The following is a 26,018-nucleotide window of genomic DNA, read 5'->3' as shown; positions in this document are numbered from 1 at the left end:
TGATGTTTAATTTTTGCTTTTAGCTTGCATATTCTACTGCTGTCAGGTATGGATTTCTGTGATAATGTACTTCCAGAACGTCTACCTGCTTTTCCATTTGTCTGCTGATCTTCTGAACAGAATCTTCTGTTTCTCTGATAACAATAACAAACTTTTTTACTTTTTCCATTTCTGAGGGTCCTACATTGAAGGTCACCATAGAAATTCTTCTTCTTGAAAAAATAGCATTGATGCGGCTGATCAATCCTAAATAATCTTCTGTATACGCTGTAATGGTATATTCTTTATGATCTGTTTTCATCTTTTTTATTTTTAAACTTTATTATTTAATACAATTTCCGAAACACTTTTTCCCTGAGGGATCATCGGAAATACATTGTGTTCTTTTCCTGTCATTACTTCAAGAAGGAAAGATCCTTTGTGATCCAACATTTCACGGAGCGCCCATTTTAAGTCTTCCCTCTCGGATACTTTTTTTCCGGGAATATTATATCCCTTTGCCACCTGAACAAAATCGGGACTCTGAATATCTACGGAGGAATATCTTTCTTCGTGAAACAATTCCTGCCACTGCCTTACCATTCCCAGATAGCAATTATTCAGAATTAAGATCTTCACTTCCGGATGATACTGCATAATGGTTCCCAGTTCCTGAATATTCATCTGAGCTCCTCCGTCTCCCATCACAGCAATAACAGGACGGTTTGTTTCTGCATAAGAAGCTCCTATCGCAGCGGGAAGACAGAATCCCATGGTTCCCAGCCCACCACTTGTGACATTGGTTCGGGAATGTTTGAACTGAGAGTATCGGCATGTCGCCATCTGATGCTGTCCTACATCTGTTACAATAATTGCTTCTCCATCTGTGATCTCATTCAACTCGCGGATAACCTCTCCCATTGTAATCTCACCTTCTTCAGGGTAGAGCTCCCTATGAATCAGATTGATGCTTTCAATTTCATGACATTTTTTAAATCTTTTATGCCAGTGATGATGTTCTCTTTTTACGATCTTTTCTGTAAGAAGAGGAAGCGTATGTTTGCAGTTTCCCAGAACGGGAACATCTACTTTTACATTTTTATTAATCTCTGCGTTATCAATATCCAGGTGAATAATCTTTGCCTGCTTTGCATATTGATCCAGTCTTCCGGTCACGCGATCATCGAACCTCATTCCGACAGCAATTAAAACATCACATTCATTGGTTAATATATTCGGGCCATAGTTTCCGTGCATTCCTACCATTCCCACCGCTTGTGGATGATAAGTTGGAATAGCACTCATTCCCAGAACCGTCCATGCTACCGGAATTCCTGATTTTTCTGCAAACTGTAAGAACTCCTTTTCAGCTTTCCCCAACATAACCCCCTGTCCTGCGATGATAAATGGTTTTACAGCATTATTGATCAGCTGTACTGCTTTTTCAATACTATCAAAACACGGATCAGGATCGGGTTTATAGCTTCTCAGTGAAGAACATGGAGAATATCCTTTATAATCAACAGACTGCAGCTGGGCATTTTTGGTAACATCAATCAGAACAGGACCAGGGCGGCCTGACTTTGCGATGTAGAATGCTTTTGCCAATACTTCGGGAAGTTCATTAGCATCGGTTACCTGATAATTCCATTTGGTAACCGGACTTGTAACGTTCATCACATCTATTTCCTGAAAGGCATCGGTACCGAGAAGATGTTCAAAAACCTGTCCTGTAATACAGACCAAAGGGGTATTATCCAATAACGCATCTGCCAATCCTGTTACAAGATTGGTAGCTCCCGGGCCGCTGGTAGCCAATACAACACCAACTTCTCCTGAGACTCTTGCTAAGCCCTGTGCTGCATGTACTGCTGCCTGCTCATGGCGTACCAATATATGTTTCAGATTTTCTTTATAATCATAAAGGGCATCATAAATAGGGATAATGGCACCTCCCGGATATCCGAAAACGGTTTTCACCCCTTCCTGAAGAAATGCTTCAAGAATAATCCGGCTTCCGCTCAATTGTATTTCTGTTGATAGATTCAGATTTTCCATATTTTTTTATTGAGTGATTTCATCTGTTACACAGCCTTCTGCAGCTGATGATACGGTTAATGCATATTTATAAAGCAATCCTTTCTGTACTTTAAGAGCTGGTTTTTGCCACCCTTTTTTTCTTCTTTCTATTTCTTCTTCTGAAACTTTGAGCTGTATGGTGTTGTTGACAGCATCAATTTCAATCAGGTCATTATCGTTTACAAAGGCTATCAAACCTCCTTCGTGCGCTTCGGGAGTAATGTGTCCTACTACAAAACCATGAGTTCCTCCGCTGAATCTTCCATCAGTAATCAAAGCGACACTGCTTCCCAGTCCTGCTCCAATCAGAGCACTGGTGGGTTTCAGCATTTCCGGCATTCCGGGAGCTCCCTTCGGACCTTCATGACGGATGACAATGACATCGCCATGCTGTACGGTTCCATCCTGAATTCCTCTGATTAGATTTTTTTCGCCATCAAATACGCGGGCTTTTCCTACGAAGCGCTCCCCTTCTTTTCCTGTAATTTTGGCTACACTTCCTTTTTCAGCAAGATTTCCGTATAATATTCTCAGGTGCCCTGTTTCTTTTACAGGTTCTGATAATGGTTTAATAATTTTTTGAGTCGTAAAATCCAGATCGGGAACATTTTCTAAATTCTCTGCAACTGTTTTTCCGGTTACCGTTAAACAATCCCCATGTAATAATCCCTGATTTAAAAGGTATTTCATGACGGATGGTATTCCTCCGTGTTCATACAGATCCTGCATCAGGTATTTCCCGCTTGGTTTTAAATCTGCCAGTACCGGAGTTTTATCACTCATCTTCTGGAAATCATCCTGAGTAAGTGGTACTCCCACACTTTTTGCCATAGCTATAAAATGCAGAACGGCATTGGTACTTCCTCCAAGAATAACAATCATGCGCAGCGCATTTTCAAAAGCTTTGCGGGTCATGATATCCGAAGGTTTAATATCTTTTTCCAATAATATTTTCAGGTATTTTCCTGCTTCAAGACATTCTTCCTGTTTTTCTTTGCTTAAAGCTGGATTGGAAGAAGAATATGGAAGACTCATTCCTAAAGCCTCTATCGCGGAAGCCATTGTATTGGCTGTATACATTCCACCACATGCACCAGCTCCGGGGCAGGAATTTTTCACAACCCCATCAAAATCTTCTTCCGTAATTTCTCCTGCAATCTTTTTCCCCAATGCTTCAAAAGCAGAAACAATATTAAGCTGTTCACCTTTATAGCAACCTGGAGCAATCGTTCCTCCGTACACCATGATGGATGGTCTGTTCAGCCTTCCCATCGCAATGATGGTTCCCGGCATATTTTTGTCGCATCCCGGCAATGCGATTAATCCGTCGTAATATTGTGCTCCACAGATGGCTTCGATGCTGTCTGCAATTACATCACGGCTTACCAGAGAATAGCGCATTCCATCTGTTCCATTACTCATTCCGTCACTTACTCCGATGGTGTTAAAAATCAATCCGGCTAATCCATGATTCCATGTTCCTTTTTTTACGACCTGAGCCAGATCATTCAAATGCATATTACAAGTGTTCCCGTCATAGCCCATACTGGCAATTCCGACCTGAGCCTTATGCATATCTTCTTCTGTAAATCCTATCCCGTACAACATGGCTTTGGCTGCGGGTTGTTCGCTATTTTGCGTGAATGTTTTTGAATATTTATTTAACATACTTTTCCTACATTTTCTATTCTTTTCCCTTTCTTCAAATAGAGTTCTTTACTAAATTTTGATCCAAAACTACATTTTGTAATATTCTTTTCATTTTCATTTTTTCTAAAAACTACAATATTCAATTATTAAGAAAATAGAACCATTCAACTGATAATCAAATATTTAAATTCATAATATTTACAATGACAGAACTCTTACTAATTTTAAATATGCCTGTTGTACTCTCCCACTTGCTGTGTTTTCCCAATCTTTGGTAAAAGGAACATCATCAAGTGAATCAAGGGCAACAATTTCTGCTGCCGTACCACAGAAAAATCCTGCATCTGCACCACGCATTTCCTGTGGTTTAAAAAAGGTTTCTTTTACAGGAATGTCAAGCTCTTTACAGATCTCCATAACGGTTTGTCTTGTGATTCCCGGAAGGATACTTCCTTTAGCCGGAGTATATAAAACCCCGTCTTTTTCATAGAAAACATTCGCACCTGAGCTTTCGGCAACATTTCCGTTTTCATCCAGAACCAGTGCTTCATCATATCCTTTGTCTTTGGCATCCTGACAGGCCAATATGGAGTTTACATAATGTCCGCCTACTTTGGCTTCCACCTTGAAAGCCTTAGGATTAGGACGTTGAAAAGGGGAAGTCATGATTTTCATTTTATCTGCCAGATAGCCGTTATTCCATTCCCAGGCAAGAAGTGACAGATAAGATTTTTGTCCTTTTGAGAGTGACATATTGGGCGAACACGTAACCAACGGACGGATATAAGCATCTGTAAATCCATTACGATCCAGAAGTTCATAGGTAAGTTCTGTAAGCTGATTTACGGAATAATCAAAAGGAATATGCATGAGTTCTGCCGATCTCTTAAGTCTTTCGTAGTGTTCTTTTGCTTTGAAAATTTGAGTTCCATGATCTGTGCTGTAGGATTTGATGCCTTCAAAAACAGAGTACCCATAGTGAAGTGACTGACTGTAGAGATCTGTTCCGGCATCTTTCGCTTTCATAAATTTTCCGTCAAAGTAGATGGTCGTGTCGTCGTTGTAATACATGTTATAGAGGTTTAAAAAATTAGTAATGGGAATAAAAAAAGCCCTCTCACAGTGTGAGAGGGCTCAATATATGTACAGTCATACATGTTCCTTCTCACAGCCGTAAGGGAATAATAATGACGATAATAATTACTGATAATAACTGATACATACTTTTATACTATAAAAAATTAAAAACAAAAAAACCGTTTCATAGTTTGAAACGGTTTTATATATAATTTAAATTAAAATCTATTTAAAATGCCGTTTCCTTACTGTTGTTAATGACAACAGCAATAATAGAAATGACAATAATATTTTTCTGATTCGTAAAATTCATATTGCAAATGTATAAACTTTTTAATTACTCACAAGTTTTTTTTGCACTTTTTATTTTTTTCGTAAAAACTGGTTCAGTGTTTCCTTCGCTTCAGCCACATCATGAACCCTCAAAATTTTAGCTCCCTGTTCCAATACTTTCATGTGCAGTTTCTGTGTTTCCTCATTGATGTCCAGCGGTGATTTTCCAAGAGGTTTGTAGATAAATGACTTTCTGGAAATACCTATTAAAAGAGGAAATTGTCCGAATCCCAGATATTCAACTTCATGGATCATTTTCATCTGATCTTCTACTGTTTTTCCGAAGCCAAAACCAGGATCAAGAATGATATCATTCACTCCTTTTTCTAAATGTTCTTTTGTTTTTTTAGCAAAATACTGGTTCACTTCCAGCGTAATATCTTCAAATTTTATTTTATCATGCATGGTTTCATAAGAAGGATTTACATGCATCAGAATGTAAGGCAACCTCGTTTCAGCAGCTGTATCAAACATTTCTGTATCATACTGACCTCCAGAAATATCATTAATCAGATCAATTCCTTCATTAAATCCAAATTTCACTGTTTCTGCATAAAAAGTATCCAGGGAAATCAGGGCTTCCGGAAATTCTTTTTTGATCAGAGAAATCAGATTTCCAATTCTGTTTTTTTCTTCGGAAGCACTTAAAAATTCGGCATTGGGACGTGTAGACTGAGGGCCAATATCCAGTATTTCTGCTCCATCCTTCAACAGTTTTTCAGCATGCTTTAATGCTGATTTTTCATTATTGAACTTTCCGCCATCGGAGAAAGAATCCGGTGTCATATTAAGGATTCCCATGATTTTTGGGGTGTCCAGTTGTACTAAACGACCGTTGCAGTTGATTGAGTATGTTGGAGAGTTGGAGGGTTGGAGGGCTGGAAGGTTGGAAAGCATGAGTTTAGTATTGAGAGATGATGATTTATAAATGATAATTGATAATTGATGAATGATTTCTGTGCTGCAAAATTAGTGATTTATGAGTTTTAAAAAGAGATTAAATTGAGGATAGAAGTTGGAAGCTGGAGGCAGGAAGCTAAGTAAGCCCTCTCAAACACTAAAACCCTCTTACTCTAAACCACGGTAACACGAATCCCGAAACCCGAAACTCTAAAACTCTCCCACCCTCTCACTCACAAACTCAGCTCATCAAATTCAAAAATCTAAAACCGAATTCGTATATTTGGAAGATTAAGAAAATTTATGCTAAAAACATCAGTACAGTTCGAGAAAGTTATCAGTCAGTGCCGTGATCTTTTCGGTAAAAAATTACAGGATTATGGTGCAGCATGGAGGGTTTTAAGACCAAGCTCTATTACGGATCAGATTTATATCAAAGTCAACAGGATCCGTACACTGCAGATGACTGATAAAAAAATGGTGGATGAGAGTGAAGAAGATGAATTTATCGCCATTGTGAACTATTCTATCATTGGACTTATTCAGCTGGAGAAAGGCCTTTCCAATGATTTCAATGAAAATAAAGAAGAAATTTTAGGTCTTTATGATAAGTATGCCAATGAAGCAAAAGCTTTGATGGAAAGAAAAAATCATGATTATGGTGAGGCATGGAGGGATATGAGAATTTCTTCAATCACAGATCTTATTTATCAGAAAGTATTAAGAACTAAACAGATTGAGGACAATCAGGGAAAAACCATTGTTTCGGAAGGGCTTGATGCCAACTATTTCGATATGCTGAATTATGCAGTCTTCTGCCTGATCAAATTCTCAGAAAAAGAAAATCAATTCGAACCCAAAAATATTTAATATGCTCAAAGGTTTATTACGCTTTATTATTGCTGTTATTTTTATCCTTTCAGGCTTTGTAAAAGCCGTGGATCTGGTAGGTTTTTCTTTCAAAATGGAAGAATATTTCGCACCTCCGGTTTTCAACATGCCATTTTTAGAAAAGTTTGCCCTGTTATTTTCCATTATTGTAGTGGTACTGGAGCTTTTCTTAGGATTTATGCTGCTGCTTAAATTAAAGCTTAAATTTACCTTATCCATATTAATTGCACTTTGTATTTTCTTCGGATTTCTTACTTTTTACTCAGCGTATTTCAATGTTGTAACAGATTGTGGATGTTTTGGAGATGCTATCAAATTCACTCCTTGGCAGAGCTTCTTAAAAGACGTTGTGCTGCTGGTAGGATTGATTATTTTATTCATCCTTTACAGAAAAGATTTCCGTAAAAAAGATGAATATGGAGTTACTCCGAAAGAGTCTTCCAACACATTTAAATATATCCTTTTAACAGTATTTTCTTTAGGAATGATTTATGTTATGGCTCAAGGAATTATGCATGAACCGATCATAGATTTCCGTGATTATAAAATAGGAACAGACATTAAAGCTGAAAAAGCAAAAATTGATAAAAATCCTTCCGAATATAAAACTTTCTACACATTGAAAAATCAGAAAACAGGAGCTGTTGTAAAAGTAAATCAGGATGATTATATCAAAAAAACAGAATACTGGGCAGAAGGCTCTCCATGGAAAATTGAAGATGGGAAAAATGAATCTGTCCTGATCAAAGAAGGATATAAATCTGAAATTGTAAAATTCAAGATTGAAGATCCTACAGGAATGGAAGTTACCCAGGAAATCATCAACGCACCAAAAGCTGTTCTTGTTTTCTCCTATCATCCAAAAGATGTTCCTGCAGACCTGCTTCAGAAAGTGGAAACGAAAGTAAATACACAGAAAGGTGCTCTTATCTACGGAATTTCTACAGAACCGAATACTTTTAAAACTATCAAAAATGTACTAATGGACGGAACTGCCATCAAAACAATAGCAAGAAGCAACCCATTTGTACTGATTCTTGAAAACGGAAAAATTATAGACAAACAGCCTGCAAAGGACTACGTTGATGAATTATAAATGATGAATTATAAATGATATGTTACGACAGATATTTGTATCAAATTATCAATTATCAATTATCAATTATCAAATTTAAACACTAAACTTAAACATACAACAACTCATGCAAAAATCAAATAAATCAATCGCCGGTTATCATTTACTTATGATCCTTTCTTCTGTAGATGGAGAATTTGCTCCTGAGGAAGGAATGCTGGTACAGCAATACATGGCAGATGAATTTCCTTTCAGAATGAATCTTGATAATGAACTTGAAACCCTGGCTCTTTTACAGCCTGAGGAATGGAAAGATCATTTTGAATTCCATGCAAGATGTTTCCACGAAGATTCTACAGAGGACGAGCGTGTGAAATTTGTTCAGTTTGCAAAGTCACTGATCAAAGCAGACAATAAAGTAACGGAAGAAGAACATACGTTCTACGTACTGTTGAAAAATCTTTGGGGACTATAATCTAAGAACAGATCCAAGCCAAAAAATACCATGAAAAAAATTTATCTAGGACTATTAGTAATGAGTGCATCTACATTTCAATCTCAGACATTTCCCAATATGAAGACTCCTGTTGCAGAAAAGCAGGAACATATCAGAGAAATCCACGGTGATAAGGTTAATGATCCTTATTACTGGATGATTGATTATTTTAAAAAAGGAAAAGATTCTACCAAAGTTGTTGATTATTTAAAGGCTGAAAACACGTATTGGAAAGGCATGATGAAGGATACTGAACCCTTCAGAGAAAAGCTTTTCCAGGAAATGAAGGCCAGAATCAAGGAGAAGGATGAATCTGTACCTGTTTTTAGAAACGGATATTACTATTACAGCCGCACAGAGACCGGAAAACAGTATTTTAAATACTGCAGAAAGAAAGGCAGCCTTACTGCTCCGGAAGAAGTTCTTCTGGATGTAGATAAAATGGCAGAAGGTCATCCATATTATTCTGCTGCTGGCTTCAGCATAAGTCCGGATAATACCAAAATGATCTACGGAGTGGATGATGTTTCCAGAAGGCAGTACAAATTATTTTTAAAAGATCTTTCTACAGGAGAAATCACGGATCTTGGTATTAAAAATACAACAGGTTCTGCAACATGGGCAAATGATAACAAAACAATTTTCTATACTTCTAAAAATCCTGAGACTCTTTTAACAGAAAAAATTTTCAGACACACGCTGGGAACAGATTCCGGTAAAGATATTCTGGTATATGAAGAAAAAGATAAAACCAACTATATCAGTGTAGGAAAAACAAAAAACAATAAGTTTATCCTGATTGATTCCCGTGCTACCACTTCTTCTGAAACCAGGTATCTGGATGCCAATGATCCTAACGGAAATTTCAAAATTTTTCAGCCCAGGATCAATAATGTACTTTATGATGTAACTTCACTTGAAGATAAATTTTTGGTAACAACCAATAAAGATGCTCTTAACTTTAAGGTTGTAGAAACTCCTTTAGATAAAACGGGAGTTGAAAACTGGAAGGATTTTATTCCGCACAGAAAAGATGTTCTCATGGAGGATATTACTGCATTTAAAAATTATCTGATATTCAGTGAAAGACAAAACGGACTTTCCCAACTGGTAATTTATGACAGAAAAACAGGAAAAAAGGAGTTTCTAAAATTTGATGAACCTGCTTATACTGTTTATTCACTGGATAATCCTGAATATAACACGGATAATTTCCGTTTTGGGTATACTTCTATGATTACCCCAAGCTCTCAGTATGAACAGGATTTAAAAACCGGAAAACGAGTTCTTTTAAAACAACAGGAAGTTCTGGGAGGTTACAATAAAGACAATTATACAACGGAAAGACTTTTTGCCACAGCAAAAGACGGAACGAAAATTCCAATCTCCATTGTTTATAAAAAAGGGTTCAAAAAAGATGGGAACAACCCTCTTCTACTCTACGCTTACGGTTCCTATGGAAGTTCTATGGATGCCAGTTTCAGCAGCACCAGACTGAGCCTTTTGGACCGGGGTTTTGCATATGCAATTGCTCATATCCGCGGAGGTCAGGAAATGGGAAGACAGTGGTATGAAGATGGAAAAATGATGAAAAAGAAAAACACATTTACCGATTTCATCGATTCCGGAGAGTATCTGGTTAAAGAAAAATATACTTCACCTAAGCATCTTTACGCTCAGGGAGGAAGTGCAGGTGGTTTACTGATGGGTGCTATAGCCAATATGAGTCCTAATTTATGGAATGGTGTTATTTCACAGGTTCCATTTGTAGATGTAGTGAATACGATGTTAGACACTAGTATTCCACTTACGACCAATGAGTATGACGAATGGGGAAATCCCAATAATAAGGAAGCTTATTTTTATATGAAATCTTATTCTCCATATGAAAATGTAGAGAAGAAAAACTATCCGAATCTTTTGGTAACAACAGGATTACACGATTCTCAGGTACAATATTTTGAACCAGCGAAATGGGTTGCCAAGCTAAGAGATATGAAAACGGACAAAAATGTACTGTTATTGAAAACAGATATGGAATATGGCCATGGTGGCGCTTCCGGAAGGTTTGATTATCTGAAGGATGTCGCTTTGGTATATGCTTTCATGTTTAAACTGGAAGGGATTACTAAGTAATAAGTTTTGCAAAAAGAAAATTAAAAAATAAATAAATCTATATTTAAATCTTATGAGAAGAAAAATAGTTGCAGGAAACTGGAAAATGAACAAAAATGTAATTGATGCACAACAATTAATGATTCAGTTACTAAGCTATAAAAACAACAATGCAACGAACTGTGAGGTTTGGATTGCTCCCCCAGCATTGTATTTGATGATGGCAAAAGACGTTTTTGAAAAGGATGAAATCGGAGTATTTTCTCAGGATATGAGCGAGCATGAAAGTGGCGCTTATACTGGTGAAATTTCTGCAGATATGCTGGAATCCATTGATGCAACCGGTTCACTAATCGGGCACTCTGAAAGAAGACAATATCACGGAGAAACAGATTCTCACTGTAACAGAAAGATCAAATTAGCTCTTGACAAAGGTCTTATTCCTGTTTACTGTAACGGAGAAACTCTTGAGCAGAGAAAAGCAGGACAGCACCTTGAGGTAGTAAAAAACCAGACTGAAGTAGCTCTTTTCACGCTTTCTGCTGAAGAAATCAAAAAAGTAGTGATTGCTTATGAACCGGTTTGGGCTATAGGAACCGGAGAAACGGCTAGTCCTGAGCAGGCTCAGGAAATCCACGCTCACATCAGAAATATTATTGCTTCAAAATACGGACAGGAAGTTGCTGACGAGGTTTCTATCCTTTACGGAGGTTCTGTAAAACCAGACAATGCAAAAGAAATTTTCTCTCAGCCGGATATCGACGGTGGTCTTATCGGAGGAGCAGCTTTGAAATTAGAGGATTTCTCTAAGATTATTGAAGCTTTTAATTAATAGAGGATTGATATATTATCCAATAAAAAGCGGCGGAATCTTCGATTCCGCCGCTTTTCCGTTAAAAAAATCTAATTATTGAATATCGACTACATACATTGTTCCTTTGTCTACTTTACCCGTTTTAGGCAAAATTTTAGCTTTTGGATTTCCGTTTCCATCATCCACTACTCCAAAGTCATCATCATTGAAAACAGCCAGTTTATTATTTCCTAAATAAACAATTCCCTCGAATTTATCATGTTCATAACCCAGTTTTGCTACCAGATCTACGGCTAATGTTTTGGTAACAGCTTTTATTCCGGCATTGGTAATTTCATCCCATGAACATTGCTCTAAAGCTTTTCCGTTAACTTTCATTCCGTCCACATCGGTGATATCGGCTCCGTTTACATCTGTTGCATTGCTAAGATTGATTCTGTATACTTTTTTTATTCCTCCCTGAGAACCGAAATTTCCATCTCTTTCAATCACCAGGAATTCATTATTGCTTAATGCGGTAATATCGCACACTGAATCAGAAGCTCCTCCTTCCTGCTTATATAGAAACTGTTTAGTCTGCCCTGTAACCGTATCAAATGTGACAATTCTCGTTAAAGTTTTATTGGTAGCCAATGCCTTACTGGGAACATACATCATCGACTGCATGGTTCCTACCAGCGTTCTTCCGTCCGGGCTCATACAAAGTCCTTCCATTCCTCTGTTGGCTCTTCTTTTCGCTAAAACAGCAGGTAATTTTCTTGGTCCTGTATTTACTCCGATCGGGCTTATTCTTTCCATCTCCATTCCATCAGCACTGTAGTGTACAATATGCGGTCCATATTCATCAGAAACCCAGAATGTACCGTCAGCGGCAGCAACAATACTTTCGCTGTCAAGACCATACTGATCAGTACCTAAGACATTTCCGGAAGCATCATATGCTACTTCCCCTGTGCTCCCCATTCCAGCAGGATTTGGAAGTCCGGTAATAGGCTGTCCGGATGGATTTTTAAGTTTAATATATTTGATGACCTCTACATTTCCGTCAGCATTGATTTTAAAATGCATAATGGTTGGAGTAAAATTAGGAGTAAGAAACTTTTTCCCATTCTGGAAGTCGGTGTTAGGTCCTCTATCGGTAATGACATAGAATTCGCCTTTTCTGGTAGGATGAGCCGCAGCTCCGGATCCAAAACCTCCGTTGATAACATCCACTCCGTTTATCGTAGTCAGTTTTGAAAATGGAAACTCCTGAGGGAGTTTGGAATAATTAATATCCTGATTAACCATTGCGGTATCGTCATCACTTTTACATGAAGCCAATACAGCCAGTATACCCACAGAACATAGTAATTTTTTCATATGCTATTTTATGGCTGCGAAAATAGGACTTGATTGTAAACTGATCTTAAATACAATGATAATTGTTTTTTAACAATTGAACAGACAGAATGCATTGAAGATAAATAAGAAAAGAATCTATTTAAAAATGAAAAACCAACAATCCAACCAAATTATTAATCAATTTGAAAATCATTTTTTAAAGGAAAATAATTCACAAAACAGACTTATCAATTTATATGATATATTTGCAGCGTTTTAAGGCTGAACAATGTTCATTAATAGGGAATCAAGTGAGAATAATATTCAAATCTTGAGCTGTACCCGCAACTGTAAACTGTTTAAACTTACTGCACAAAAACCACTGGATCTGAAAATCCGGGAAGGAAGTTGTAAGATGTGAGCCAGGAGACCTGCCTTAAAACACCAGATTCAGAGAAAGAATTAGTTCTGCTCTGAAGATAAGTTTCGGGAATAAAACTTTAAATTAATTATATCATGAGAAAAATCTATCTTTTTTTCTTACTGCTTTGCATGCAGGTATTGTCGGCCCAATTCACAGAAAACGACATTAAATTTTGGGTAGGAACCGGTTCTAAAAAAGCATATTTCATTGCAGACTTTAATGATAACAGCACCCCAAATTCTTATGCTTGGGGATACCGTTTTGACGGAAATGGCTTAACCATGGAAGACATGATTACTGCTATTGCCGCTGCAGAACCTAAAATGGAAATTGAAATACCATCCGGATTTCTGTACAGTTTAAATTACAATCATCATACTCCCAGCCTTGACGACTATTGGTCAACCTGGTCAGGAAACACTCCATCAACTATGGCATTCAATAATGGTGTGAACAATGATCTTTTAGTGGACGGAAGATGGTATGGAGCTTCTTATAGTTTTTCCCCTCCTACAATGCCTTCCCCACCAGTTCCAGCCTACAGTTCTGCTTGGTTTGTTCCCTCGCAGGTTACAAACTGGGTAGGAAGCGGAACTAATAAAAGTCTTGTAGTTATTGATTTCGGAACTGATAATGCCAACGGAAATGCCAATTCTTTTGTTTTTGGAATTAAATATAACGGAAGCATAACTGCTGAACAGGCGTTACAACTGATCCAGTCTCAAGCTTCCTATTTCAATTTTGCATCAGCGAATAATCAGATTACTAATTTAACATTGAATTCATTTACTGGGAATACTTCCGGATCAGACAGCTGGAAGTTATATAAAGGAAAAGATCTATCAAGCTGGCAAACAAAAGCCAATCTTTCTCAGATTCAACTGAGTAACAATGACTGGTTTGGATTAAGTTTCGGGCAAAGAAGACCATTTACCCCCACCGAGGCACAGCTGACTTTAGGAATTTCTTCTGTGACCAAGAAAAAATTCAATATTTATCCAAATCCGGCAAGTGATTTCATTCAGATTGAAACGGCTGAGAAACTGAAAGAAGTGAATATTTACTCTGTGACAGGACAAAAAATAATGACTTCTCAGGTTACTAAGATTGATATTCATTCTTTAAACTCAGGAGTTTACTTTGTGGAGATTAAAACAGCTGAAAGTGCTACGGTACATAAGATTGTTAAGAAATAGAGAAAGCGCCTCAAAGCGCTTTTTTTGTGAGGATATGGATAAAATATACTGTTACAACCGCCCCGTCAAAAATTCTTTGAATTATTGCCACCCTCCAGCGAATGTAAAATGAGTGATTAAAATATAAATCCAACAAAAAAACCGCACCAGATTGGTGCGGTTTTCTGATGATGTTATCATCAATTATTTTTTCTCTGTGGATCTTTGTAAAACCTCATCTACCATTCCGTAACCTTTAGCTTCTTCAGAAGTCATCCAGTAATCTCTGTCAGAAGATTTTTCTACCCACTCATACGTTTGTCCTGAGTGATGACCGATGATTTCATAAAGCTCCTGCTTCAGTTTCAACATCTCTCTCAAGTTGATTTCCATATCAGAAGCAACCCCCTGAGCACCTCCTGAAGGCTGGTGGATCATTACTCTTGAATGCTTAAGCGCAGAACGTTTTCCTTTTTCTCCGGCAACCAGTAATACAGCTCCCATTGAAGCAGCCATACCTGTACAGATTGTCGCTACATCCGGCTTGATGATCTGCATGGTGTCATAAATACCTAGACCTGCATATACACTACCACCAGGAGAGTTGATGTAGATCTGAATATCTTTTGAAGGGTCAGCACTTTCCAGGAATAAAAGCTGAGCCGTAACGATGTTTGCTACCTGATCATCAATACCTGTTCCAAGGAAAATAATTCTGTCCATCATCAGACGGGAGAAAACGTCCATCTGAGCAACGTTTAATCTTCTCTCTTCCATGATGTACGGAGTAAGATTCGTAGGCCCATACATTCCCATATACTGATCGGTAACCAAACCGTTGTTTCCTAAATGTTTTACAGAGAAATCTCTGAATTCTTTTTTAATGTCCATATTTCTATTATGTATTATTTTTTAAATATTCTCGAAGTTTAAATTACAATATTTATTCCTAAAATTTTATAGGACTTTTTGTCACAGAATATTAAAATAACTGACTTAAAAATTACCGTTTTCTACCATAGATTCCTTTGATAGGTGAATATTCAATGATATTACTCAATCGCATGGAAGCTTGTTTCAATAGCGTAATTTTCTTGATAAGCTCATAGTACTTTCCTTCATCAGTATCCCTGTACACATCCAGCTCTTTATCAGTTTCTGTGATTAAATAATCAATATATCTGAATTTGTGCAGCAAAACATCTCCCTTGATCTGATCTGCCACTTTATCACCGTAATTGGGAGGATAAATATTTCTGGAAGCCCAGTTTTCAAGCTCATCCAACGGGATCAGAGCGTCTACAACCTTTGTGGTAATTTCTTCGTCCATAAAAGATACAAAAAAGTTTCCACTTCTCAACTCATCTTTTTGAATTCCTTCCCTCACCTGAGTAATAATGATTTCATTCCCTTTAACTAAAAATTCATACTGCTCTTCTTCAAAATGATGAAGAATTTCCTCAATTACTGTAATCTGATATTCTTCTCCTTGTTCATTTCTACGTTTCAGAATAATATCTCCAAATGCCAGCATGTGTTCAACAAGTTTGTTCTCCATGAACAGTACATCATACAGAAAAGGATCTTCTTTTTCCTGATCCAAAGGCACAACCTCCATCTTTGGAGCGGCTGTTTTCTCTTTCTGCTGCTGTTGAACATGATGGGTCTGATTCTGTGTGATCTGCTTCTGAACATCCAGTTCATTGAAAAGACTCTGCTCAGAAAGCCCGAATTTATTGGAAACCTCTTTCAGATAAACCTCTCTTTTCAGGGCATTTTGTACGAAAGAGACAGATTTCACAATATCTCTGATTGCTTCAGCCTTTTTAATCGGATCATTTCCGATATCTCTCAGGAGAATTTCCGCCTTGAAATCGATGAAATCCATCGCTTCATTTTCGATATACTTTTCAACGTATTCCTGCGGGTGTTTTCTGGCAAAGGAATCCGGGTCATCTCCATCAGGGAAAAGCAGAACACGGATGTTCATTCCCTCAGTCAGTAACATGTCAATACTTCGGAAACTGGCTTTGATACCGGCATTATCACCATCAAAGAGAATCGTTACGTTTTCTGTAAGCCTCTTAATCAGTTTGATCTGCTCTGTCGTCAAAGAAGTTCCTGAACTTGCCACTACATTTTCAATTCCGGACATATGAAGCGAAATCACGTCCATATATCCTTCCACCAAAAGACAGGCATTCTTCCTGGAAATAGCCTGCTTACTCTGGTTTAATCCGTAAAGAACATTGGATTTATGATAGATCTCGGTTTCCGGTGAATTGAGATATTTTGCAGTTTTAACATTATTCTTCAGGATTCTTGCTCCAAAGCCTAAAACCCTGCCAGAAAAACTGTGAATAGGGAAAATAACCCTTTCCCTAAAACGGTCTACGCCTGCAGGAGTATTTTCAGGAAAAATAGAAAGTCCTGATTTTTCAAGAATTTCTTTATTATATCCTTTTTCCAGGGCATAAGCCGTGAAAGCATTCTTCTTCTCGGGAGAATATCCCAGCTGGAATTTCTTAATGATATCATCCCTCAACTCCCTTTCTTTGAAATAAGAAAGTCCTATACTTCTGCCTTCCTGATCATCCCAAAGGATCTCCTGAAAATAAGTATTGGCAACCTCATGGATTTTATACAGCAGATCTTTTTCTGTCTGGGCATTTTTTGCTTCTTCAGAAATTTCACGCTGGTCTTCCTCAATTTCAATTCCGTATTTTTTTGCAGCGTGGCGGAGTGCCTCAGGATACGTAAAATTTTCAATTTCCATAAGGAAAGAGATCGCCGTTCCTCCTTTTCCTGTGGAGAAGTCCTTCCAGATCTGCTTACTGGCAGAAACTACAAAACTGGGTGTTTTTTCATCATGAAAAGGACTGAGCCCCTTGTAATTAGACCCTGCTCTTTTCAACTGCACATATTCGCCCACAATCTCTTCAACGCGGATCGTGGAGAATATCTTATCAATGGTCTGTTTGGAAATCATAGTACAAAAATACACATAAAAAAAAACCTTACAATTATATAATACAAGTGCATTATATTTAGTAAGTTTTATCATTATTTTTGCAAAATAAATTTGCTACTATATGCAGTTCACTATCAATACAATCGAAGACTGGCAGGAAGTTGTTGACAGCATCATTCCTCAATTACAACATAATATTTTTTTATTAAAGGGAAACCTGGGAGCAGGTAAAACCACATTCACTCAATTTCTGCTTAAAAACATGGGCAGTAATGACGAAGTAAACTCTCCCACTTACTCTATTGTCAATGAATACAATACCGAAAAAGGGAAAGTATTTCATTTTGATCTTTACCGCTTAAAAAACATTGAAGAAGTCTATGATATCGGAATTGAAGAATATCTGGACAACTCTTTTTTATGCATCATCGAATGGCCGGAAGTCTATGAAGAGGACCTTTATGGTCTTAACTACCATACAATGAGCATTGTAAATACGGGTGAAAACAGAGAGATTTCATTCGATTAAATATTATGTATCTTTGCTCATTAATTGAGTGTAAAAAATAATCTGTAAGACATAATTTAATTTAAGGATGAGTACAAATATTTTTACTCCTTTCACAGAAGAAGAATTAATGCCGAAAGAGGAAAAATTGGAGGTTATAAAGAAAGGGAAACAGTTCAGTATTGGAATTCCTAAAGAAACCTGTCTCAACGAAAGGAGAACCTGCATTACTCCTGACGCCGTACAGGTGTTGGTAGAGCACGGCCATGAGATCATTATTGAATCAGGGGCCGGACAAGGTTCATTTTTTACAGATTTACAATATTCCGAATCTGGAGCGAAGATCACCAATGATCCAAAAGAAGCTTTCGGGCAGGATCTTATCCTGAAGGTGAACCCTCCTACAGAAGATGAAATTGAGTACATGAAGCCTAATACGTATCTGGTTTCAGCTCTTCAGATCAATCTTAGAGACAAGGAGTATTTCTTAAAGCTTGCAGAGAAAAAAATAAACGCCATCGCTTTTGAATTTATCGTTGATGAATACAAGCAGCTGGCTTTGGTAAGATTAGTCGGGGAAATTGCAGGAACCGTTTCAATCTTATATGCTTCCGAATTATTAGCCTTATCAAACGGGTTAATGCTGGGAGGAATTACAGGAGTAAGACCTGCAGAAGTTGTTATCCTTGGAGCCGGAATTGTAGGTGAGTTTGCTACAAAAGCAGCCATTGGTTTAGGAGCAAGTGTAAAAGTTTTCGATAATTCTTTATCCAAGCTTAGAAGGCTTCACACGATTGTTGACAGCCGTGTACCGACTTCTATTATTGATCCTAAAGAACTCAGCAAAAGTCTAAGACGTGCTGATGTAGTGATCGGAGCTCTTCCAAGATTGAATATGACCCCTATCGTTACTGAAGATATGGTGATGAAAATGAAAAAAGGCAGTGTCATCATCGATATTACCATAGATAACGGTAAAGTGATCGAAACTTCAGAGCTTACTACCATGGAGGATCCTTATGTCATCAAACACGGTGTCATCCACTGCGGACTTCCGAATCTTACCTCAAGAATGCCGAGAACTACCACTAAGGCCATCTCGAATTTCTTCCTTTCCTATATTTTAAATTATGACGAAGAGGGCGGCTTTGAAAACATGCTGATCCGCAAAAACGAAATGAAGCAGAGCTTATATATGTACAAAGGAAGACATACCAAGAAGATCATCTGCGATCGTTTCGGACTTACGTACCACGATATCAATCTTTTAATTTTCTAATGAAGAAACTGAAATTTTATGCAATAGGCTTCGTTCCGGGGCTTTTGATCGTATTTTTTATTTTAAACAAAAAAGGAGCAAGCTGCAGCGGATATTTACCGAACAGCCGTGTGATTGCTGAAAGTCTTTCCAAAGAATTCAAATATTCTGAAGAAGCTAAAAATGCAATGGCAACCTACAAGATTGATGAGAAATTTATAAAAGACAGCATCATTACCAACGGAAAGGTAGATTTTGACCGCAGCCATGCACAAAAGAAACCATGTCCGGACTATCTTTTAACCTATCCTGAAAAAAATCCGTCTTATGAGATCACGTATGAAAAATGTGAAGAAACGGTGACGGTAAACAGTCTTAAAAAACTGAAATAGTTTCAAGTACAAGCTATGGACGGCAATTACTACATGATTCATGATTATCTGATATTCATCGGAGTTTTTGCCATTTTCCTGTTTCTGACTATCAGTATTTATCTCTTCAGCCAGAATCAGAAGCTGAAACAGAGGAATACCAAATTATCAGAAACCAATAAACTTATTGAGCAGCGCCTGAATGAAGTCCGTCTGGAACATATCGGCACAAAGCTGAATCCGCATTTGTTTAAAAATATTCTGAATTCGGTGCAGTCTCATGCCTATCAGACGTATATGTCGCTGGATAAGCTGGCCAATGTGCTGGATTATATTTTATACGAAAGCAACAATAAGTATGTAAGCCCGAAAGAAGAGCTTAATTTTGCTTTAAGCCTTATTGAGATTAATAAAATCAAGATCAATCCACTTTTTGACTTCAGAATTAAATCCAGAATCAATAAATCTGATGCTTTGTATGAAGAAAAGGTATTTGCTCCGCTGATCTCTGTGGATCTTATTGAAAATGCCTTCAAACATACGGATTTTCTGGCTCAGGACTCTTTTATTTCTATTTATATGGAGCTTGAAGACGGCATTTTCACTATGAAAGTCAGTAATAAAGCGTCTCTTAAAAATATTCTGGAAAAAGAAAAAAGCGGCTTTGGAAGCCAGTCTTTTGATCAAAGGCTTAAAATGATCTACAGTACCTATTATCAGCTGGAAAGAAGCTCAAAAAACGGAATATTTACGGCGGAATTAAAAATCAATTTAGGAGAATTCTATGATAAAATGCGTTATTCTGGATGATGAATTACTGGCCATCAGCTATTTAAAACTTCTATGCGAGCAGATTGAGAATGTAGAGGTGGTAAAAGCATTCAATGATCCTAAAATTTTTCTGAATGAAATAGACAGCCTCGACTGTAATCTGTGCATTCTGGATATTGAAATGCCCGGAATGACAGGTCTTCAGGTGGCTGAGATTATTTCAGGTTCTAAAAAAATCATCTTTACAACAGCTTACAAAGAATATGCTGCTGAAGCTTTCGATTTGAATGTGGTGGATTATGTAAGAAAACCCATCAAAAAAGAAAGACTGATTCAAGCTTTCGAAAAAGCTAAAGAACTGGTAGAAAATGCTCCTAAAAAAACTTTTATCGAGTGGAATACCAATATTGGAAAAACCGTTATATTCACAGAACAGATTTCCTACATCAAAACCTCTGAAATCGACAGCAGGGATAAAGATATTATGCTTATTGACGGAACAACCATCGTTTTAAAAAACCTGAATTTCAAAAACCTTCTGGAAATGCTGCCATCAAAAGATTTTGCTCAGGTCAACAAAAAAGAAATTATCGCATTGTCTTCCATTAAGGTATTTTCAACCAACGAAATTATTACCACCATTCATGCGGAAGATCACTCTTTTCTGAAACTTCAGATCGGAGATGCTTATAAAAATTCATTGATGGAGCTCTTCGGAAAATAGATCTTTTCAAATCTTTCCGGTTTCATTACAGAATATAAGTCCTTTATTACAACTCCCCTTTTTCAGTATTGAATCCCTTTAATTTTGTATGGAATTAATTGATTTTATAATGAAAAACTTTTTCTATGCTGCAGGACTTCTCCTATCCGGCTTGTGTTTTTCCCAGGAAGCCTCTTCAAAACTGAAGATCTCTTTTTTTGACGGAATAGCAATAGGCGGATATGTAGATCATGGTGCTTATCTCAACTTTACAGGTCCAAATGTAAGTCTTACCCATAAAAGCGTAAAATTCATTGTTGGAATGCTTCCTTCTCTGAGAATTAAAGAAGACCATTCTTCCGGAACCAAAAACAGTCCTATTATGCCTACGCTGGGAGCAGGTCTTACTGTGGTCTATAAAAAAATAGCCTTCCAGATTCCTGCCTACTATAACGCTAAGACAGCAGATCTGAATGGGAACTGGAAAATAGGATTTGGAATGGGTTATTCGTTCAAATAGATTTTATTACATTTTTTAGAACATTCATTACATTTAAAAAAAAAGAGTATTTAACATAACTATATTCTTTTCAACTTTGCATAAAATATTGGAATCATGAATTTGGGGAAATACAAAAATTTAATTTTCTACATTACCACCATCGCAGTCTTTTCCGCTCTGATGTATTATTTCATCATCGAAGGGCAGACGCTGGAAGTAAAAGAAAATATCGTTGCCAATACCAGCAGCGGCTCTACCTGGGATAATTTCCTGGAATCATTCAAAACCAATCTTCACCATCCGCTTGCGCTATTATTGGCGCAAATTGTCACTATTATTATGACAGCAAGGCTTTTCGGATGGATTTGTATGAAAATAAAACAGCCTACGGTTATCGGAGAAATGATTGCAGGGATTGTACTCGGTCCTTCACTTGTGGGAATGTACTTCCCTGAGTTTTCCGCCTTTCTTTTCCCAAAAGAATCATTAGGCAACCTTCAGTTTCTGAGCCAGATAGGTCTTATCCTGTTCATGTATATTGTTGGAATGGAGCTGGATCTGAGTGTATTAAGGAAAAAAGCTCATGATGCGGTTGTCATCAGCCATGCAAGTATTATTATTCCTTTTGCTCTGGGAATAGGCCTTTCTTATTTTGTGTATCAGGAATTTGCTCCGGATGGTATCCAGTTTACCTCTTTTGCTTTATTTATAGCCATTTCGATGAGTATCACAGCATTTCCGGTACTGGCGAGAATCGTACAGGAAAGAAACCTCCAGAAAACCAAACTGGGAACAATTGTTATTACCTGTGCTGCTGCCGATGATATTACAGCATGGTGTATTCTTGCTGCCGTAATTGCTATTGTAAAAGCAGGTTCTTTTGCAAGCTCTATCTATGTGATTATCATGGCTGTTGCTTATGTATTTTTAATGATTAAAATTGTAAGACCCTTCCTGAAAAGAGTCGGAGACCTTCAGGCCGGAAAAAATACGATCAGCAAACCCATGGTGGCTATTTTCTTTCTGACATTGATCTTATCTGCATATGCTACTGAAGTAATCGGTATTCACGCTTTATTTGGAGCTTTTATGGCGGGAGCTATTATGCCGGAAAATACAAAGTTCCGTACCCTTTTTATTGATAAGGTAGAGGATGTGGCATTAGTACTTCTGCTGCCATTATTCTTTGTATTCACAGGACTCCGTACCCAGATCGGCCTTCTTAACGACAGCCATCTGTGGATGACCGCCGGATTTATTATTCTGACCGCGGTTCTCGGAAAGTTTGCAGGAAGTGCGTTGACGGCACGATTTGTAGGTATTAACTGGAAAGAAAGTCTGACGATAGGAGCTCTGATGAACACACGAGGCCTTATGGAACTTATTGTACTCAACATTGGATATGACCTTGGCGTTTTAAGCCCTGAAATTTTTGCAATGCTTGTGATCATGGCTCTATTCACCACTTTCATGACTGGGCCTGCACTGGATTTTATTAATTTTATTTTTAAATCTAAAAAAAATCAGGACGAATCCATTCAGGATAATGATTCCAAATACCGCGTTCTTCTCTCATTTGATAAGCCGGAATCCGGAAGTACTTTGTTGAAGCTAGCACACAATTTCACCCATAAAATGAACGGTAATAAAAGCATCACCGCGATGAATATTGCTCCGGTAGATGAAATGCATGCCTATGACATCAATGAGTATGAAGAGTCACAGTTTCAGAATGTCATTGAAACCTCTCAAGATCTGAATCTGGAAGTTACTACCCTCTTCAAAGCATCTACTGATATCGAAAGTGATCTTACCAGCATTACCAACAAAGGACATTATGATCTTCTCCTGATCATGCTTGGGAAATCTATGTATGAGGGAAGTTTATTAGGAAGGTTATTAGGCTTTACCACCAAGATTATTAATCCTGAAAAACTATTGAACACGGTAAAAGGCAAAGGAAATATATTCAACAATTCTCCTTTTGACGATTTTACGCTTCAGATTCTCGACAAAACCAATATTCCCGTAGGAATTTTGGTGGAAAAGGACTTTAAAGCGGCAGATAAAGTATTTGTTCCGATCTTTAATCTGAGTGACTTCTACCTTCTTGAATATGCTAAAAGACTGATCAATAACAATAATTCTCAGATTATCATTCTGGATGCGGCAGGACAGATCCGAAATAATATTGAAGTAAAAGAACTGATCAGAAGCATTGAACAGGTAGCTCCAAACCACATCACTCTGTACAATGAGAAAAAGATTGAAAAAGATTTTCTGGGTTCTCAGGATCTGATGCTCATCAGCAGTAAAAGCTGGAAAAACCTGATCGATACAAAAAGTCTATGGCTGTCTGACATCCCATCAACATTAATAATATCAAATCCATAACACAATAACACACACCGATATTTCTATTTCTATTGAAGCTGTAAATATTATTCGTTGTCTGTAAAGAAAAAACGGGTATATTTATGGCTTTAATTTTTTGGGACATGCTGATTAACAGTGAAAATGGAGTTATAGAGCTGGAAACCTTTGCTACCAGACTTTATAAAGGAATGAGTCTTGATCAGCTGAAACAGTCTGATTTTTATAAAGAAAAGTATCATGATCTGTGGGATGTAAAAACCGGATATTTTTGGTATTACTTTAAGCCTGTAGAAATAAAGGGATATCAGGTATCTTTCAGTCTGTGCTTTTTTAAAGATCATCTGGACATCATCCATATGAATACATGGGAAAACAGTGATGCCAAAGACTGGAATGAATGGACAGAGGAAAAAGAAATGAATATTTTCCGCCGGAATACTACTTTCCTGACCAAAGTCCTTGGAATATCACCCACCCAAAAAAAGAAAAAACCTTATCCCGGCTGCACCTTCAGATTTCCCTGGGGAGATGTGTGGTCGGTTTACGACCCAAGAAGCGCCGCCAGCTTTATGGGAATCAATTTTAATGAAGAGGAAAACAAATTAAAATAACTTATAACCAAAGAATAAGAGAACACTATGTGCCGATATGCCATGATGGTTTACAAAGGTCATTATGCCTGTTTCAACTGCCAGAAAACATTCAAACGCCGCCACCTGAAAGATGTGGACCGGGATGCTCAGACCTCTGTGGAAGCCAAGTGTCCGGAATGTGGGAATCTGATGGCCAATATGGGACTTGACTTTAAATCCCCGCCCAAAAATGATGATAAGCAATGGGCTCATATCCGGGATTTGTATACGGTTGGAATCACTTTTCATTCATGTGGATGCTCTGGTCCCGGATATATTCCCCAGGACCGGAAGGCCATTATTGATCATCTGGAAAAAGTTCGTTCAGAATACATGAAATCTCTGGTATTCTGGAGATACCGCATAGAGCCTGAAAATAAAAAAGAACGCGAACTGGACTATCAGAAAAACAGCTCACACCTATGGGCCGTCAACCGTAATGCTTTCAAAGAAACAGTGACCAATCAGGAAGGAATTAACTATTGGCTTAAAAGAATCAATGAAGTTGAGGAAAGACTCAATATCATCAAGGCTGATAAATCATAACGCTGCTCTAGTTTACAAGCTTCAGAAGCCTTTTAAAATCCTCTTTGATTTTTTCCTCCTGCTCAGCGGGATAATCCGCACCGATACTAAATCCGCGTCCTGTAGTATTGGTGATCATAATGATATTTCCGTTTTCAAAATAATTCCTGGTCATTGTAATCTTTGATTTTTTCAAATCAAAGGCTTCCGTGTCATTATTTTCTTTCATTGCTTTAGTGTCATAGAAAAGCGGTCGGTTATATTTATAATCTTTCTCGAAAACAAAAGAAAGCTGTCCGTTAAGAAGATAATATTCTGTCAGCTTCTGCCCGATTTCTCCATAATGTTTCGCAATTACCTTTTGCAGACCTTCATCTGTGTAATAAAATGTGGCCTCCCCGCCTTCTGCAGATTCTCCTTCAATATCTTTCTTTTTGACAGCAGTCCATTTTGTCACGGAATTGATTCTTTTAAAATTTGCCTGAATAGGTTTTATCCTATTTTTTAAACTCTTGTTTCCTGTTGTATCTTTCTCATTGTATGCTTCTCCCTTCTTTACAGTATCCTGTGCTTGGATAGTGAAAAAAACAGGCGACTGATCTCCGGACTTCTGAGCATATGCAAAACTCAAACTGATCAATATTATGCAAACTCCATGCAAGAATCTATTCTTCATATTTTCTTTTTTATAGCTTTAAAATTAATAATAACTTTTGGTTGTACTGCATATAATGAAACCACAAAAGTTACAAATAACTGTTTTAGCTTTGAAAATCCTTATACCAGCTAAGATTCCTACAGAATGATACAATTGGAATGATTGTCTTACCATACAGTTTGCCACTCCGTAGAAATCCAGCCACATTAAACCAACAAGAAAAGCATCAACAAAAACTCCAATCCTGACCAGCACCACAATTGAAGACGTACAATTCCCATCCTCCGGAGAGGTGGCGAAAATTCAAAGAATTTTTGACGGGGTCGTTTTCGGGGTGGTTTCTTCACACCATCAGTTTCATGTCGTAATTCTACTACAATTTTTAAAATTTAACCCCAAAAATTTATTTCCA

24 protein-coding genes and 1 riboswitch are annotated in these 26,018 nt (G+C 37.5%); of the genes, 15 read left to right on the top strand and 9 right to left on the bottom strand.

Features of this window, described 5'->3' with window-relative positions; all coding sequences use genetic code 11:
- Positions 1-19: 19 nt before the first annotated feature.
- The 5 genes from PZ898_RS23200 to folP all read right to left on the bottom strand — a co-directional run bounded on the left by PZ898_RS23200 (position 20) and on the right by folP (position 5,919).
- Positions 20-301, bottom strand: a complete 282-nt coding sequence (locus tag PZ898_RS23200) for a hypothetical protein (RefSeq protein ID WP_110009245.1) — start codon at positions 299-301, stop codon at positions 20-22.
- An 11-nt stretch (positions 302-312) separates the two neighbouring features.
- On the bottom strand, positions 313-2,037 hold the full coding sequence (gene ilvB, locus PZ898_RS23195; RefSeq protein WP_277694350.1) for a biosynthetic-type acetolactate synthase large subunit: 1,725 nt from the start codon (positions 2,035-2,037) through the stop codon (positions 313-315).
- A gap of 6 nt (positions 2,038-2,043) precedes the next feature.
- Positions 2,044-3,726 (bottom strand): dihydroxy-acid dehydratase, encoded by a 1,683-nt coding sequence (gene ilvD / locus PZ898_RS23190; RefSeq protein ID WP_277694349.1) that lies wholly within the window; start codon positions 3,724-3,726, stop codon positions 2,044-2,046.
- Positions 3,727-3,906: 180 nt separating this feature from the next.
- On the bottom strand, positions 3,907-4,779 hold the full coding sequence (gene ilvE, locus PZ898_RS23185; protein WP_062671254.1) for a branched-chain-amino-acid transaminase: 873 nt from the start codon (positions 4,777-4,779) through the stop codon (positions 3,907-3,909).
- A 369-nt stretch (positions 4,780-5,148) separates the two neighbouring features.
- Positions 5,149-5,919, bottom strand: coding sequence for a dihydropteroate synthase (folP, locus tag PZ898_RS23180; protein WP_277695617.1), 771 nt, complete (start codon positions 5,917-5,919; stop codon positions 5,149-5,151).
- A gap of 402 nt (positions 5,920-6,321) precedes the next feature.
- Here folP and PZ898_RS23175 point away from each other — a divergent pair, with 402 nt between their 5' ends.
- The 5 genes from PZ898_RS23175 to tpiA all read left to right on the top strand — a co-directional run bounded on the left by PZ898_RS23175 (position 6,322) and on the right by tpiA (position 11,427).
- The gene (locus PZ898_RS23175; RefSeq protein ID WP_062671258.1) at positions 6,322-6,888 is read left to right on the top strand and encodes a DUF1599 domain-containing protein; all 567 of its coding nucleotides are present in this window, start codon (positions 6,322-6,324) and stop codon (positions 6,886-6,888) included.
- A gap of 1 nt (position 6,889) precedes the next feature.
- Positions 6,890-8,005: a BT_3928 family protein gene (locus PZ898_RS23170; protein WP_277694348.1), complete on the top strand. Its 1,116-nt coding sequence runs from the start codon at positions 6,890-6,892 to the stop codon at positions 8,003-8,005.
- Positions 8,006-8,111: 106 nt separating this feature from the next.
- Positions 8,112-8,459 (top strand): TerB family tellurite resistance protein, encoded by a 348-nt coding sequence (locus tag PZ898_RS23165; RefSeq protein ID WP_034692300.1) that lies wholly within the window; start codon positions 8,112-8,114, stop codon positions 8,457-8,459.
- Between the two features lie 30 nt (positions 8,460-8,489).
- Entirely contained in the window at positions 8,490-10,616 is a 2,127-nt protein-coding gene (locus PZ898_RS23160) for a S9 family peptidase (protein ID WP_277694347.1), read from the top strand.
- A gap of 52 nt (positions 10,617-10,668) precedes the next feature.
- On the top strand, positions 10,669-11,427 hold the full coding sequence (gene tpiA, locus PZ898_RS23155) for a triose-phosphate isomerase (RefSeq protein WP_062671267.1): 759 nt from the start codon (positions 10,669-10,671) through the stop codon (positions 11,425-11,427).
- 75 nt (positions 11,428-11,502) lie between these two features.
- Here tpiA and PZ898_RS23150 read toward each other — a convergent pair whose 3' ends face one another.
- Complete coding sequence (locus PZ898_RS23150) at positions 11,503-12,771, bottom strand: esterase-like activity of phytase family protein (protein WP_277694346.1); 1,269 nt, start codon at positions 12,769-12,771, stop codon at positions 11,503-11,505.
- A gap of 223 nt (positions 12,772-12,994) precedes the next feature.
- Positions 12,995-13,186, top strand: a riboswitch (cobalamin riboswitch).
- A 62-nt stretch (positions 13,187-13,248) separates the two neighbouring features.
- Here PZ898_RS23150 and PZ898_RS23145 point away from each other — a divergent pair.
- A complete protein-coding gene (locus PZ898_RS23145; RefSeq protein ID WP_277694345.1) occupies positions 13,249-14,352 on the top strand; it encodes a T9SS type A sorting domain-containing protein in 1,104 nt (367 codons plus the stop codon).
- A 183-nt stretch (positions 14,353-14,535) separates the two neighbouring features.
- On the opposite strand, the gene clpP is transcribed toward PZ898_RS23145, so the two are convergent.
- Both clpP and dnaG read right to left on the bottom strand, forming a co-directional pair.
- Positions 14,536-15,222, bottom strand: a complete 687-nt coding sequence (clpP, locus tag PZ898_RS23140; RefSeq protein ID WP_027373257.1) for an ATP-dependent Clp endopeptidase proteolytic subunit ClpP — start codon at positions 15,220-15,222, stop codon at positions 14,536-14,538.
- 112 nt (positions 15,223-15,334) lie between these two features.
- Positions 15,335-17,320: a DNA primase gene (dnaG, locus tag PZ898_RS23135; protein WP_062671270.1), complete on the bottom strand. Its 1,986-nt coding sequence runs from the start codon at positions 17,318-17,320 to the stop codon at positions 15,335-15,337.
- A gap of 103 nt (positions 17,321-17,423) precedes the next feature.
- On the opposite strand from dnaG, the gene tsaE reads away from it, so the two are divergent.
- From tsaE to PZ898_RS23090, 9 genes are all read left to right on the top strand, one after another.
- Positions 17,424-17,831 carry a tRNA (adenosine(37)-N6)-threonylcarbamoyltransferase complex ATPase subunit type 1 TsaE gene (tsaE, locus tag PZ898_RS23130; protein WP_277694344.1) on the top strand — a complete coding sequence of 136 codons (408 nt, stop codon included), beginning with the start codon at positions 17,424-17,426 and terminating at the stop codon, positions 17,829-17,831.
- A 67-nt stretch (positions 17,832-17,898) separates the two neighbouring features.
- Positions 17,899-19,089, top strand: a complete 1,191-nt coding sequence (locus PZ898_RS23125) for an alanine dehydrogenase (protein ID WP_062671272.1) — start codon at positions 17,899-17,901, stop codon at positions 19,087-19,089.
- Positions 19,089-19,460: a DUF4258 domain-containing protein gene (locus PZ898_RS23120; protein WP_062671273.1), complete on the top strand. Its 372-nt coding sequence runs from the start codon at positions 19,089-19,091 to the stop codon at positions 19,458-19,460. The genes PZ898_RS23125 and PZ898_RS23120 overlap by 1 nt, the downstream gene beginning before the upstream one ends.
- A 15-nt stretch (positions 19,461-19,475) precedes the next feature.
- Positions 19,476-20,249 carry a histidine kinase gene (locus PZ898_RS23115; RefSeq protein WP_120233115.1) on the top strand — a complete coding sequence of 258 codons (774 nt, stop codon included), beginning with the start codon at positions 19,476-19,478 and terminating at the stop codon, positions 20,247-20,249.
- Positions 20,224-20,934 (top strand): response regulator transcription factor, encoded by a 711-nt coding sequence (locus tag PZ898_RS23110; RefSeq protein WP_137905923.1) that lies wholly within the window; start codon positions 20,224-20,226, stop codon positions 20,932-20,934. Before PZ898_RS23115 ends, PZ898_RS23110 begins: the two co-directional genes overlap by 26 nt.
- A 109-nt stretch (positions 20,935-21,043) precedes the next feature.
- Positions 21,044-21,433: a hypothetical protein gene (locus tag PZ898_RS23105; RefSeq protein WP_110009323.1), complete on the top strand. Its 390-nt coding sequence runs from the start codon at positions 21,044-21,046 to the stop codon at positions 21,431-21,433.
- A 102-nt stretch (positions 21,434-21,535) separates the two neighbouring features.
- Positions 21,536-23,809 carry a cation:proton antiporter gene (locus PZ898_RS23100; RefSeq protein ID WP_082798726.1) on the top strand — a complete coding sequence of 758 codons (2,274 nt, stop codon included), beginning with the start codon at positions 21,536-21,538 and terminating at the stop codon, positions 23,807-23,809.
- A gap of 83 nt (positions 23,810-23,892) precedes the next feature.
- The gene (locus PZ898_RS23095) at positions 23,893-24,402 is read left to right on the top strand and encodes a hypothetical protein (RefSeq protein ID WP_238590579.1); all 510 of its coding nucleotides are present in this window, start codon (positions 23,893-23,895) and stop codon (positions 24,400-24,402) included.
- 42 nt (positions 24,403-24,444) lie between these two features.
- The gene (locus PZ898_RS23090) at positions 24,445-24,969 is read left to right on the top strand and encodes a hypothetical protein (protein WP_343642254.1); all 525 of its coding nucleotides are present in this window, start codon (positions 24,445-24,447) and stop codon (positions 24,967-24,969) included.
- A gap of 7 nt (positions 24,970-24,976) precedes the next feature.
- Here the strand turns inward: PZ898_RS23090 and PZ898_RS23085 are convergent, their stop codons facing one another.
- Positions 24,977-25,624, bottom strand: coding sequence for a hypothetical protein (locus PZ898_RS23085; protein ID WP_062671282.1), 648 nt, complete (start codon positions 25,622-25,624; stop codon positions 24,977-24,979).
- Between the last annotated feature and the right edge of the window lie 394 nt (positions 25,625-26,018).

Origin of the sequence: Chryseobacterium sp. WX (assembly GCF_029542485.1) — a bacterium.
In the GTDB taxonomy this organism is placed as follows: Bacteria; Bacteroidota; Bacteroidia; order Flavobacteriales; family Weeksellaceae; genus Chryseobacterium; species Chryseobacterium cucumeris.
This window is presented reverse-complemented; position numbering and strand designations above follow the sequence as displayed.

Bases quoted from the DNA above. Each gene is read 5' to 3' on its own strand.
- PZ898_RS23145 (WP_277694345.1), top strand. From the start codon at position 13,249: ATGAGAAAAATCTATCTTTTTTTCTTACTGCTTTGCATGCAGGTATTG.
- PZ898_RS23115 (WP_120233115.1), top strand. From the start codon at position 19,476: ATGGACGGCAATTACTACATGATTCATGATTATCTGATATTCATCGGA.
- folP (WP_277695617.1), bottom strand. From the start codon at position 5,919: ATGGGAATCCTTAATATGACACCGGATTCTTTCTCCGATGGCGGAAAG.
- clpP (WP_027373257.1), bottom strand. From the start codon at position 15,222: ATGGACATTAAAAAAGAATTCAGAGATTTCTCTGTAAAACATTTAGGA.
- PZ898_RS23165 (WP_034692300.1), top strand. From the start codon at position 8,112: ATGCAAAAATCAAATAAATCAATCGCCGGTTATCATTTACTTATGATC.
- PZ898_RS23160 (WP_277694347.1), top strand. From the start codon at position 8,490: ATGAAAAAAATTTATCTAGGACTATTAGTAATGAGTGCATCTACATTT.
- PZ898_RS23175 (WP_062671258.1), top strand. From the start codon at position 6,322: ATGCTAAAAACATCAGTACAGTTCGAGAAAGTTATCAGTCAGTGCCGT.
- PZ898_RS23125 (WP_062671272.1), top strand. From the start codon at position 17,899: ATGAGTACAAATATTTTTACTCCTTTCACAGAAGAAGAATTAATGCCG.
- PZ898_RS23095 (WP_238590579.1), top strand. From the start codon at position 23,893: ATGGCTTTAATTTTTTGGGACATGCTGATTAACAGTGAAAATGGAGTT.
- PZ898_RS23110 (WP_137905923.1), top strand. From the start codon at position 20,224: ATGATAAAATGCGTTATTCTGGATGATGAATTACTGGCCATCAGCTAT.
- PZ898_RS23200 (WP_110009245.1), bottom strand. From the start codon at position 301: ATGAAAACAGATCATAAAGAATATACCATTACAGCGTATACAGAAGAT.
- ilvE (WP_062671254.1), bottom strand. From the start codon at position 4,779: ATGTATTACAACGACGACACGACCATCTACTTTGACGGAAAATTTATG.
- tsaE (WP_277694344.1), top strand. From the start codon at position 17,424: ATGCAGTTCACTATCAATACAATCGAAGACTGGCAGGAAGTTGTTGAC.
- dnaG (WP_062671270.1), bottom strand. From the start codon at position 17,320: ATGATTTCCAAACAGACCATTGATAAGATATTCTCCACGATCCGCGTT.
- PZ898_RS23120 (WP_062671273.1), top strand. From the start codon at position 19,089: ATGAAGAAACTGAAATTTTATGCAATAGGCTTCGTTCCGGGGCTTTTG.
- PZ898_RS23150 (WP_277694346.1), bottom strand. From the start codon at position 12,771: ATGAAAAAATTACTATGTTCTGTGGGTATACTGGCTGTATTGGCTTCA.
- ilvB (WP_277694350.1), bottom strand. From the start codon at position 2,037: ATGGAAAATCTGAATCTATCAACAGAAATACAATTGAGCGGAAGCCGG.
- tpiA (WP_062671267.1), top strand. From the start codon at position 10,669: ATGAGAAGAAAAATAGTTGCAGGAAACTGGAAAATGAACAAAAATGTA.
- PZ898_RS23090 (WP_343642254.1), top strand. From the start codon at position 24,445: ATGATGGTTTACAAAGGTCATTATGCCTGTTTCAACTGCCAGAAAACA.
- PZ898_RS23085 (WP_062671282.1), bottom strand. From the start codon at position 25,624: ATGAAGAATAGATTCTTGCATGGAGTTTGCATAATATTGATCAGTTTG.
- PZ898_RS23105 (WP_110009323.1), top strand. From the start codon at position 21,044: ATGAAAAACTTTTTCTATGCTGCAGGACTTCTCCTATCCGGCTTGTGT.
- PZ898_RS23170 (WP_277694348.1), top strand. From the start codon at position 6,890: ATGCTCAAAGGTTTATTACGCTTTATTATTGCTGTTATTTTTATCCTT.
- ilvD (WP_277694349.1), bottom strand. From the start codon at position 3,726: ATGTTAAATAAATATTCAAAAACATTCACGCAAAATAGCGAACAACCC.